Here is an 11711-nt window from a genome sequence, read left to right as displayed (position 1 = left end):
CGCTACTTTTATCAGGCGGTAGTTTGCTCGATCTCAGGCAAGGCTTCATTTTTGATTGCCGCTTCAAAGCTATGGAGTCGTTTATAAATAGATAGTAATTCGATAATAGTTGCCCAGGAATTGACCAAATATTGGAATGAGTTACTCACCTCGCTAAATGCCGTGAGAATTTGCTGCAGAATACCGAATGTGATTTTCCCTACAGCAATAGTAGGCACTAAAATAACAAAAACAAAAATATTGTCAGCCTGAATATACAAACTTCTTGCGACATTAAAATAAACATAGTGAAAATACATAACAAAATAGTTATGCCGCACTTCAGCATATAACTGCTTTAGTGTCGCGGGCTGCGCACGTGCATGATTGTCTTCGCCATATACCAGTTCTTTACGATATGCGGCTTCAACCCTCTGATTTTTAAAGTAAAGCCCTGGCAGTTTGATGCCCACTACCGCTAATAATGATGTTCCGAATAACGACCAGATAATTGCTGCAGTAAACAGTGGATATGGAATAGCTCCTACTATTGGCAGCTCTGACACATATTGTGACAACCCCCATAAAATAGGTAAGAAAGCAAATAAAGTCATAATGGCGTCGACCATCTTGACTCCCAAATCCTCCATAATCGTCGCAAATCGCATAGTATCTTCCTGCACACGTTGCGAAGCACCCTCAATATGACGTATTTGTGACCACTGCGACGTATAGTAATCATTCATTGCGGTTCGCCACCTGAAAATATAGTGGCTAACTACAAACTTTGTTAGCACGAACATAGTTACAGCAATGAAAGCAACTTCAGCAAACTGCACTATTAGCTGATACAACTCCAATGGGCTGACCTTTTGACTTGCATTCTGATTGAGGGCCACTTGAACTGTATCAAAAAATGGTCTACGCCAGTTATTAATAGCCACCGCCACCTGTACCGAGTAATAGGTTGAAAACAAAATAAATGCCGAACCGAGAATGGACCACCATTGCCAGCGGCTGGGTTTAAATTGAAACCAGAACAACGCAAACAAGGCAACACTCAGAGCATAATATGCATAAAACAGCTTGAATGAATCGGTCACAAAATGGCCTAGGCCGATGACGGGAGCTTTTTCCGTCATGGTTAAACCAAACACCGCGCCAATGGCAGTAGAAAACTCAAACCAGGCACCACAGCAAATAGTTGCCCACACAATGACAGACGGCCAGAACCAGCGAGAATCAGGGAAAAAAGATTTAAACATAGCGCTTTCTTTGACGATTTTTGTTTGGATGTTTGTGGGGAAAGTAATTGTCTGCCAGTGTATTGGCTCTTGAAAAGACCTGCAACAAAAAAGCCTCCGTGAGGAGGCTTTATGTGTTGTCACGTGTATGAATGCTAGATGCGGTTACCGCGGAAGCAGCAGCCCAACGGCGTATTGGCGGTGTAATTAGCCTTTAACACCATGCCAGATGATTTGTTCGCCGAATGCTTTTGTTGCACCCGTTTTTTATAAACAGCCGGTTTTTTCATGACAGTCTGTTTATCTTCGTCGACTTTCGCTTCATCTACCGCCGCTACTTTTACCGCAGGCAACGATGCATTGGCGGTGTCCACGGTTTCAGCGGCCTCCGGTGCCACCACCTGCCCGGACTGAGTTGCGCTCAGTAAAGGATTATTATCAGCGGGGACTTCGTGCTCGAAAGTAATCATCATCAAGGCAAGCATGTTTAATAAAATCAGCTTGGGTAACATATAGGACTTGGTTCGTTGCATGTTTAATACTCGATTTTTCTCAGGCGATCTCATCCGCTATGGTAGAGAGTCGAAATGGATTGAATAAGTAGGCAGGTGCCGATTTACTTGTCAGATAATGCTTACAAAATAGCTACCGCAGAAAACATTTACGCGATATTCTGGTCAGAGTGCTCAGACTCGTGCATGATGCATGGTCAGAACGATTGGTCTTTGTCGATAGGAGCCTGTATGAAACGGTTATTGCTATTGCTGATAATGTGGACAGGGGTTGGACAGGTGCAGGCACAACCTAGCATCGTCGATACACTTGAATTAGGCCACTCGATTGTGATGGTCACCACCGACATGCCTGGCGGCTCCAATGGCCGGGGCTCGGGCGTGGTGGTCAGCCCGGAATACGTAGCCACCAACTGCCATGTCATCGCCAACAGCAATGGCGCCAATATTGCCAAGTTCCGCGACGGTTATCGTCCTATCGCGCTCAAGGCCAACTGGAAACGCGATGTGTGTTTGCTCAAATTTGATCCGTTGCCGTTTAAACCACTCCCCATGCGCGACAGCAAAACACTGCAATACGAAGAAGAAGTGTTTAGCCTGAGCTTTCCGGCCGCGGCCCCTGTACCGCAACTGTCTTATGGCAATATCAAAGGTATTTATCCTTACGATGGCAGCATGATTGTGCGCACGAATGCCTCCTTCTTGATGGGCTCCAGTGGCGGCGCCCTGTTTGACCAAAATTTCAACCTGATCGGGCTAACCACCTTCAAGAGTCCAGGACACCAGGCGTTTTACTACAGCCTACCCGCTGAATGGATTAAAGAGCTGATGGACGCACCTGAAGTTATTTCACTGAAAACCAATGAAGTGCCGTTCTGGGCATTGCCACTCGAACAACGACCTTACTTTATGCAGGTGGTGATTCCTTACCAGAACGGCGACTGGGCTAACCTGAAGTCGATTGCCAGCCAATGGGCGAAGCAAGAGCCAACTGCGGCCGATGCCTGGTATTTTCTGGGGCTGGCAGAAGAAGGCCTGCAACAATACGCCGAGGCTGAGCAAGATCTCAAACATGCTTATGACTTGAACCAGCGCGACTATGACGCCATGCTGGCATTGTCACGCGTGGCATTTACGCAAAAAGACCTGACTACCTTGCAGTCACTGCAACCGGCGATCAGCGCAGTGGATAAAGACCAGGGCGAAAAAGTCACGCAGCAAATTATTCAACTGAAACAAGGCAGTTAACACGCCGTGTTAAGCTTGTGAAATAGGCCAGAAAATATCTTGCTTGCGGGAACTCTCTCAGGCAAATGCTGTTCAAGCATGCAGCGCATAACAATAATGGATACACACATGATGAAACACGCAGTAACACGCACCACCACCGGGCTGACCATCGCCTTATTTAGTGCCATGGCAGAAGCTGAGTCTCGCATAGATCGACAAACTGAAACGGCCGTGCCCAGAGCACAAAACTTATACGGCATAGGCGTAGGCGTCTTGCCCAAGACCTCAGGCTCTGATGAGTACCGCGTACTTGCATTGCCAATTATCAATGCCAACTATGGTGATCGCTTTTTCATCAATGCATTACAAGCAGGTGTCTGGTTGCTGGACAGCGATGACCAGCGTGTGCGCTTTGGGCTGTCTGCTGAAGCCAAATTTGGCTGGGATGCCAGCAAAGGTGACCGGACCCGTGGCATGCATGACCGGGATTTCTCCATATTTGTCGGCCCATTACTGCGCTGGCAAACTGACTATGGCACTTTTAATGCACAATGGACGGCTGATGCCAGTGGCAACAGCAATGGCCAGCAAGTTCAGTTGCAATACATTAAAAGCCTGGTGCGCGCTCCACAATTGCGTTTAAACGGGGTGGTTGGCGCCACCTGGAACAACCAGAAATTTAACGACTATTATTTCGGCGTCGACAACAGCGAAGCGACTACCAGCCGCCCGGTTTACCGCGCAGGCTCTGGGGTTGAATGGCAGGCGGGTGTCAATGGCATGATGCCAGCGTTCAAAGACCATTCCTTACTGTTTGGTGCATTTGTGACGCGACTGAGCAACGCACAGAATAATAGCCCGATTACCGAGACCAGAATCCAGCCGATGGCCTATGTCGGCTACAGTATTCCTTTTTAACTCAGCTAGCGGCGGCCATTAGCGTTAAAAAACTGCCAGATCACATCATTGGCAGAGATCGCATCCGAACCAGCCTGCCCACCACGCGGTTTACTGCCTCCGGGCCAGGAGTGGCCGCCAGTATCCGTAACGCACAGCTGCACTGAGGCCAGTCCGCCACGGTGGATTTCGCAATAAGCGCCGGGCACATCCAGGATGCGCTCGGCCTGGCTATTGGCCTGGTTGAGCTGCACCCACTTCTGTATCGTCGCTGGCACTGAGTTAAAACTCACATCAACCATAGATTGCTGGCCTTTGCCGCCATGAAACGGCACATGGTCATCATCTTTGGCATGAATATGCAACACCGCCACCGGCTTGGCAGGCTGACAGCGCTGGGTGTTATCAGTGCCCGCCACCGAGGCGATGGCGCTCACGGTGTCAGATAACTCACAAGCCAAACGGTAGCTCATCATGCCGCCATTCGACATGCCATCAACGAAAATACGTTTAGCATCGACATTGGCGCGTTGCTGCATGTCTTGAATCATGGCACGGATAATGGCGACATCATCGCTTTGTTTTTTCACTGCCGGGCCACAGCAATTATCTGCATTCCAGGTCGCGAACTTGCCTCCCGGCAAGCGGCTGTAGCCATTGGGAAACACCACGATATAACCATATTTTTCCGAGGCCGAAATCTGGTGGTAAAACCGCTCATTGGCCTGTACCTGCATATTGCCCAGCCCGCCATGCAGCGCCAGCACCATGGGCAAGGCCTGGCCAGCTGGTTGCGCAGGCACATGCACCAGATAAGGACGCTTGTCACCATTCACCGTGACGGAAAATTCATAGTCGCCAGCCGCAAGACCGGCCCACACCAGCGCAGGAAAAATCAGCAAACCTAGCAACACACTGTAATATAAACGTTTAGGCAAGGTCATAGATGCTCCAGAAGAAAGAATCGCAAGCATACATGAACGTGCCAATTAAACATGTTGTTGACCAACCCTGAAACATTATCGATAGCAGACAAATGGTGCATCCTGATCCTCGCCCACCACTCATCGCAGGCATCCTGCTGGCAGGCGGCTTTTCACGCCGGTTTGGCCCGCAAAACAAGCTATTACAACCGCTGGCAGACGGACAACTGGTCGCACTGAGGGCGGCGCAAGCATTGATTGCCGCGCTGCCAGGGAGTGTTGCCGTCATACGCGCCAACCAACCCACGCTGGGCAACCAACTCACATCGCTTGGATTTAAAGTCATTGAGTGCGAGGACCAACATCAACAGATGTCGGACAGTTTGAAATTGGGCCTGATGGCGACACAAGCCGCTTTTCCAGCCATGACAGGGCTGGTGATTGCGCTCGCGGATATGCCGTTCATTCAAACCGGAACAATACAGCAGGTCGCGCAACAGTTAATACAGGCGCGTATTGTGCAGCCTATGTACCACGGCCAGCCCGGGCACCCGGTGGGCTTTCGCAGCGATTTGATACCAGACTTGCTTGCCATCGAAGGCGATCAAGGCGCGCGTGATGTCTTGCGCGCGCATCAGTCCGAGATTTTACGATTTGAATGCCAGGACGCTGGTATTTTAAGAGATATTGATACGCCGGCAGACCTGGCCTGATTCAGGCAGCGGCAAGATTGCTGTCTGTTTTCGACAATCCAGCCTGTTGCAGTTGCGCACGCGCCTGAATCAACTCAGCCAAAATAGACACTGCAATTTCGGCCGGAGTACGGCTACCGATGCGCAAGCCGACCGGGCCATGCAGGCGGTTGACCTCTTGTTCGCTGAGGTCAAAACTGCGCAGGCGCTGTTTGCGTTTTTCCTGGTTTTTCACTGAGCCCAGCGCACCGATATAAAACGCATCTGACTTCAAGGCTTCGAGCAAGGCCATATCATCCAGTTTGGGGTCATGCGTCACTGCCACAATGGCTGTGTGTGGATCAGGCGCAATGTCGAGCACCACATCGTCCGGCATACCCGCCAGCCACTCGGCGCCGTCCACATGCCACTCTGCACGCATGTCTTCACGCGGGTCGCAAATCATGACATTAAAATCCAGCGCTTGTGCCATGGCTGCCAATACCGAGCCTAACTGGTTGGCGCCTATCACCAGCAGGCGCCATTGCGGGCCAAAGTAGCTGTGGAACCAGTCTTTGTCCAGATACGGCAGGCCTTCTGGCAGCACACGCTGATGGCGCACCTCGCCGCTATGCAGGTTGACTGAACGCTTTAGCAAACGCCGTTGCGACAAACTTTCCAGCATGGGTGCCAGTTGCGCTGCCTGTGTGAGCGGCTCGGCAAAAATCTTCAGTTGCCCGCCACAGGGAATCCCAAAACGCTGCGCTTCGTCCTGGTGAATGCCGTATTCAAGAATGGCTGGCCGTGTGGGCAACCGCTGCTGCCGCGCTTTATCAGCCAGGTCATCTTCAATACAACCGCCCGATACTGAACCGACCAGATGACCATCTTCACGCACCACCAGGATGGCACCCGGCAAACGCGGTGCCGAGCCCCAGGTCTGGATCACGGTAAACAGATGCGCACGATAACCTTGTTGCAGCCAGTCACTGGCGCGTTGCAGTACTTCCCAATCTGACGATTGCATAGACTTAAGCCAGTTGGTCGCCTATGGGTAAACGACGGATGCGCTTACCGGTTGCCGCAAATACTGCATTGGCGACAGCAGGCGCTAATGGCGGCACGCCAGGCTCACCAACGCCGCCCATTTTTTCTTTGCTCGCGACGATATGCACGTCCACCTTAGGCATGTCTTTCATGCGCAATACCTGGTAGTCATGGAAGTTAGACTGCACCACTTGCCCGTCTTTAAAACTGATTTCGCTACTCAATGCTGCACCCAGCGCATAAGCCACTGAGGACTCCATTTGCGCTTTGACACCATCCGGGTTCACCGCCAGGCCGCAATCAATGGCGACCACTACGCGGTGCACTTTGACTTCGCCCTCGTTCACAGAAACCTCGGCTACTTGCGCCACATAGCTGCCAAAAGATTCGTGTACGGCAATGCCGCGGAACACACCAGACGGCAATGGTTTGCCCCAACCCGCTTTATCGGCCGCCAGGTTCAGGGCGGCCAAATGGCGCGGATGATCTTTCAGCAATTGGCGTCTATATGTCAACGGATCCTGCTTACTGGCATGTGCCAGTTCGTCAACCAGGCTTTCCATGACAAAACCGGAATGGCTATGACCGACCGAGCGCCACCACAACACCGGCACATCGCTTTGCACCGAATGCAGATGCACCTGGTGGTTAGCCGTCCCTTTGACATAAGGTGAATCGGCCACGCCTTCTACAGAAGTCGCATCAATGCCATCCTTAATCATCACGCCTTCGAACGGCGTGCCTTTAATGATGGACTGCCCGATCAGCGTCTGTTGCCAGGCCAATGGCTTACCTTGTTGATCCAGCGCCACGGTCGCGCGGTGCACAAACATAGGCCGGTAAAAACCACCTTTGACATCATCCTCACGGCTCCAGACAGTTTTCACTGGCAAGCCAGCCGCTTTGGCCACTTCTACCGCCTCAGACACAAAATCGGCGCGCGGATTAGCACGGCGGCCGAAACCACCACCGAGGAACTGGGTATGAATTTTTACCTGATCAGGTTTCAACCCCAGAATTTTGGCAGCAGCAGCCTGGTCGGTGGTTTGCATCTGTGTACCGGTCCAGATGTCGCAGCCTTGATCTGAAATTTTGACCGCGCAATTGAGTGGTTCCATCGGCGCATGTGACAAATACGGCAACACATACTCGGCACTGATGGTCTGCTTGGCCTGTTTGCTGGCACTGGCGATATCGCCCGCCTTCGCCGCTTGCACACCTGGCTGTTGTGCCAGGGCCTGATACTGTTTCAATAGTGCCGCAGAATCCGGTTTGTCATGCCCATCCAGGTCCCACGCCAACTTGAGCGCTTCGCGGCCTTGTTTGGCCGCCCAGTAATGTTCGGCAATCACCGCTACACCTGTTGGCACTTTCACCACTTTAATCACACCTGGTACCTGGCGTGCCGCGCTATCATCTACGCTTTTCAGCTTGGTGCCAAATACCGGTGAGCGCGCTACCATGGCCACTTTCAAGCCATCAAACTGCACATCCTGGCCAAATTTGGCGGTGCCATTGATTTTTTCCGCGCTGTCCAAGCGTTTGGTAGCCTTGCCAATAAACTTCCATTGTTCCGGTTTTTTCAAGGTCACAGTGGTCGGCGTTTCCAGCTGGCTGGCCGTCTCAACCAACTGGCCATAGGTCAATTTTTTCTTGCCGTTGATCACCGCACCGTTTTCGGTACGCAAGCCTGCGACAGGCACATTCCACTGCTTGGCTGCCGCCTGCAACAACAAGGCACGCGTTAAGGCACCAGCCTGGCGGTAACGGTCAAACTCTGACCAGGTGGTCGAAGAACCACCGGTAATCTGTATGCCGTAAGCGGTATGAATATAGGCCGGTGCGGCAGGTGCATGCTCGACCTTCACCTTGCTCCAGTCTGCATCCAGCTCATCGGCGATCAGCATCGGTAGCGTCGTCCACACGCCCTGCCCCATTTCACTGTGTGCCAGCATCACCGTAATACTGTCATCGGCACCTATGCGCAAAAAGGCATTTGGCGCAGGCAAAGGCATCGCTTCAGCGGCATTAGCCACCCCCATAAACCGTTTGGCTTGCGGGATACTAAAGGCCACCACTAAACCACCAGCCACCAGCGCGGTACTTTTAATAAAACTGCGGCGCGAGAGATTAATCATATCGTTCATGGTGTCTCTCCTTAGGCCAGTTTGGCAGCAGCTTCATGAATCGCTGTGCGGATACGTTGATAAGTGCCACAACGGCAGATATTGCCACTCATGGCGGCGTCGATATCGGCATCGCTGGGCTTGGGGTTTTGTTTGAGTAATGAGGTCGCCGACATGATCTGGCCAGACTGGCAATACCCGCACTGCACCACATCAATCTGCTGCCAGGCGGCCTGTACAGCCTGGCCGACTTTGTCTTCCTGCATGGCTTCAATAGTGGTAATTTTTTTGCCTACCGCGGCACTCACCGGCGTCACGCACGAGCGGATGGCCTGGCCATCCAGATGCACGGTACAGGCACCACATTGCGCCATGCCACAGCCGAACTTGGTGCCAGTCATGCCAGCCACATCGCGAATCGCCCATAATATGGGCATATCGTCACTCACATTGAGATCGGTCTCTTTGCCATTGATATTTAGTTTCATCGGGTAGGTTCCTTGTGAATATCTGTTGTGCCTGGTGGTTAAACCAATCTGAACGTTGGCTATGGTAAAAAATATACTAACATACACATCTGTATGTATGTGTGTTTCATGCACGATAAAACAGGAAATTTAACGATGTTAAATTTTATCTACAGGCACGCTATATAAGGCCGTATATAACGAAGGGGCTGAGAATTTACATCGTCATCACAACACGGCACAATCCAACTATCACACGCATCCGATGATGATAATCATCACATTCATTGAGGAGACCAACAATGAGCAAAGCCATCATTGTGCAACCCGGCGGCGGCTACCAAAACGTGACTATAGGCAACCGTGAAGCGGCCGCCCCCAAAGCAGGCGAGATCACGGTCAGGCTACATGCCAACTCGCTGAACTATCATGATTTTGCCGTGGTTAGCGGCATGTGGGGGCCGACTGAGCCACGCATTCCGATGGCCGACGGCGCCGGGGAAGTGATTGCCGTAGGCGCAGACGTCACTGAATTTAAAATAGGAGATGCTGTAGTCAGCACCTTCTTTCCCACCTGGCAATCAGGTGAGCCACTGGTTGAAGGCTTTGCCAGCGTGCCGGGTGATGGCATTGATGGTTACGCCCGCGAGCTGGTCACCGCATCGGTAGCATCCTTTACCCTAGCCCCCAAAGGCTGGAGCCATCTGGCATCCTCCACCCTGACGACTGCGGCCCTTACCGCATGGCGGGCCCTGATGGCAGATGACCACCTGAAACCGGGCGATACCGTACTAGTGCAAGGCACAGGCGGCGTGTCTATTTTTGCGCTGCAATTTGCCAAACTGGCCGGGGCGACCGTGATCGCTACCTCATCCAGCGAGGCCAAGCTGGAAAAGCTCAAGGCCTTAGGCGCAGACCATGTGATCAATTACAAAACCACGCCGCAATGGGGCACGCTCGCACGCGACATGTCTGGCGGGCAAGGCGTCGACCACGTGGTGGAGGTCGGTGGCCCAGCGACACTGGAACAGTCTATGCTGGCGGCGCGCGTCGGCGGTCATGTGTCTGTCATCGGCATTCTGACCGGCCTGGCAGGCGACTTTCCGCTGGTGACTGCTCTGATTAAGCAATTACGCCTGCAAGGCGTGCTGGTAGGGAATCGTGCGCAGCAACAAGCCATGGTGAAAGCGATTGATGGCAACGGCATGCAACCGGTGATAGATAAAGTATTTGCGGTAGAAGAAATCGTGCAGGCGTTTCAATACCAGGAAACCAACCAGCACTTTGGCAAAATCTGCCTGCAGATTTAATGCTTCAAACTTATGACGACTGATTAACCGCCAGCCTGCCGCACGCCTGGTTGGCTGGCAGTGCCACCGCCATTTGTGCTGGATACCCCAGCTTCAGGTTAGCCATCAGCGCCACGAACGCCGCACGTGAAATTTGGCCACCCAGGCGCGGATTGTCCTTTTTTTCTTTACCCACCGTGGATACCGTTTGGCCGTGGTAATCATGGCCCGGATAAATCAGGGTTGCCTCTGGCAAGCTGAAAATTTCACGATGCACGCTGTCGTATAACTGTCCTGCATCGCCCTGCTGAAAGTCGGTGCGGCCACAGCCATTAATCAGCAAAGCATCGCCAGTAAAAATACGGTCACCCAGGTAGTAACTCACGCAACCGCTGGTATGGCCAGGTGTGGAGCGCACTTCAATATCCAGTGAGCCGACATGCAAGTGCATGCCATCGGTGACCAGCAAATCTCCACACAGCACCCCCGCGTCACGGTGAACGACGCTTTGACTGCCCAAGCGCTGGCGTAGCGCATCTGCCCCGGTCACATGATCGGCATGCACATGGGTTTCTAGCGTATAGGCCAGCGTTAATTCCTGGGTATGCAAAACCTCAATATAGCGCGCGACCTCACTTTCAACCGGGTCAATTAACACCGCCTGCCTGCTTTGCTCACACGCTAGCAGATAGGTATATGTGCAACTCTCTGCTTCAAAAAGCTGTTGAAAAATCATGTGCCGGCTCCTAAGAAATATCTTTATGAGAAATCAAGGCGGCACCAACGCGCTGACTGATGCTCAGGGAAAATGACACGACTAGCATCCGTAAAAAGAGGCATGACTGCCTGCCAAATGACCAAGTATGGGTCGCACGCACGATGGCGCAAGAAAAGAAGAGATTAAAGCCAGCCGCGGCGCACGGCCAGCGTATGTAGCGCCATGCCCGCCAGCATGCTGGCGACAAATATCCACACCGCAGCACCGCCAACCAATATCGAGGCAACCGCCGGGCCGGGGCAAAAACCAGCCAGGCCCCAGCCGACCCCAAACAGTAATGCCCCTATGACTAATTTGCGATCAATCAGATGGCTGGCAGGCAATTGCATAGGCAAGCCCAACAGACTGCGCGACTGTTTGGCCGCAGTTTTAAACGCGAAAAAGCCAACGGCAATCGCCCCCAGCATCACAAACGCCAGTGAGGGATCCCAATCACCACTAATATCCAAAAATGCTAATACCTTGGCCGGGTTAGTCATCCCGCCTACAATCAAGCCCAGGCCAAAAATCACGCCAGCGAACAATGCAATCAACATCACCATCATGCG

12 protein-coding genes are annotated in these 11711 nt (G+C 52.3%); 4 read left to right on the top strand and 8 right to left on the bottom strand.

The window, feature by feature from the left end; genetic code table 11:
- Positions 1 to 11: 11 nt before the first annotated feature.
- Complete coding sequence (sbmA, locus tag OH31_RS08460; protein WP_024930392.1) at positions 12 to 1244, bottom strand: peptide antibiotic transporter SbmA; 1233 nt, start codon at positions 1242 to 1244, stop codon at positions 12 to 14.
- 134 nt (positions 1245 to 1378) lie between these two features.
- Positions 1379 to 1735, bottom strand: coding sequence for a hypothetical protein (locus OH31_RS08455; protein WP_242402235.1), 357 nt, complete (start codon positions 1733 to 1735; stop codon positions 1379 to 1381).
- Between the two features lie 231 nt (positions 1736 to 1966).
- On the opposite strand from OH31_RS08455, the gene OH31_RS08450 reads away from it, so the two are divergent.
- A complete protein-coding gene (locus tag OH31_RS08450) occupies positions 1967 to 2983 on the top strand; it encodes a trypsin-like peptidase domain-containing protein (RefSeq protein WP_024930390.1) in 1017 nt (338 codons plus the stop codon).
- A gap of 108 nt (positions 2984 to 3091) precedes the next feature.
- Positions 3092 to 3883, top strand: a complete 792-nt coding sequence (locus tag OH31_RS08445) for a MipA/OmpV family protein (protein ID WP_024930389.1) — start codon at positions 3092 to 3094, stop codon at positions 3881 to 3883.
- 5 nt (positions 3884 to 3888) lie between these two features.
- Here OH31_RS08445 and OH31_RS08440 read toward each other — a convergent pair whose 3' ends face one another.
- Entirely contained in the window at positions 3889 to 4806 is a 918-nt protein-coding gene (locus OH31_RS08440; protein WP_024930388.1) for a PHB depolymerase family esterase, read from the bottom strand.
- A 92-nt stretch (positions 4807 to 4898) separates the two neighbouring features.
- Between OH31_RS08440 and OH31_RS08435 the strand changes: the two genes are divergently transcribed.
- Complete coding sequence (locus tag OH31_RS08435; protein WP_036298932.1) at positions 4899 to 5498, top strand: NTP transferase domain-containing protein; 600 nt, start codon at positions 4899 to 4901, stop codon at positions 5496 to 5498.
- A 1-nt stretch (position 5499) separates the two neighbouring features.
- Here OH31_RS08435 and OH31_RS08430 read toward each other — a convergent pair whose 3' ends face one another.
- From OH31_RS08430 to OH31_RS08420, 3 genes are read right to left on the bottom strand one after another with little or no spacing between them, the layout of a single operon-like run.
- A complete protein-coding gene (locus OH31_RS08430) occupies positions 5500 to 6483 on the bottom strand; it encodes an XdhC family protein (protein ID WP_024930386.1) in 984 nt (327 codons plus the stop codon).
- Positions 6484 to 6487: 4 nt separating this feature from the next.
- Positions 6488 to 8650, bottom strand: coding sequence for a xanthine dehydrogenase family protein molybdopterin-binding subunit (locus tag OH31_RS08425; RefSeq protein WP_024930385.1), 2163 nt, complete (start codon positions 8648 to 8650; stop codon positions 6488 to 6490).
- An 11-nt stretch (positions 8651 to 8661) separates the two neighbouring features.
- On the bottom strand, positions 8662 to 9117 hold the full coding sequence (locus OH31_RS08420) for a (2Fe-2S)-binding protein (RefSeq protein ID WP_024930384.1): 456 nt from the start codon (positions 9115 to 9117) through the stop codon (positions 8662 to 8664).
- 281 nt (positions 9118 to 9398) lie between these two features.
- Between OH31_RS08420 and OH31_RS08415 the strand changes: the two genes are divergently transcribed.
- Positions 9399 to 10406, top strand: coding sequence for an NAD(P)-dependent alcohol dehydrogenase (locus OH31_RS08415; RefSeq protein ID WP_024930383.1), 1008 nt, complete (start codon positions 9399 to 9401; stop codon positions 10404 to 10406).
- A gap of 10 nt (positions 10407 to 10416) precedes the next feature.
- On the opposite strand, the gene OH31_RS08410 is transcribed toward OH31_RS08415, so the two are convergent.
- Both OH31_RS08410 and OH31_RS08405 read right to left on the bottom strand, forming a co-directional pair.
- The gene (locus OH31_RS08410) at positions 10417 to 11121 is read right to left on the bottom strand and encodes an MBL fold metallo-hydrolase (protein ID WP_024930382.1); all 705 of its coding nucleotides are present in this window, start codon (positions 11119 to 11121) and stop codon (positions 10417 to 10419) included.
- 164 nt (positions 11122 to 11285) lie between these two features.
- Positions 11286 to 11705, bottom strand: coding sequence for a DUF6691 family protein (locus tag OH31_RS08405; RefSeq protein ID WP_024930381.1), 420 nt, complete (start codon positions 11703 to 11705; stop codon positions 11286 to 11288).
- Positions 11706 to 11711: the final 6 nt, after the last annotated feature.

Source organism: Methylophilus sp. OH31 (assembly GCF_000576615.1).
Classification (GTDB): Bacteria; Pseudomonadota; Gammaproteobacteria; order Burkholderiales; family Methylophilaceae; genus Methylophilus.
The sequence above is the reverse complement of the archived record's forward strand: the minus strand, read 5'-3'. Positions and strand labels throughout refer to the sequence as shown.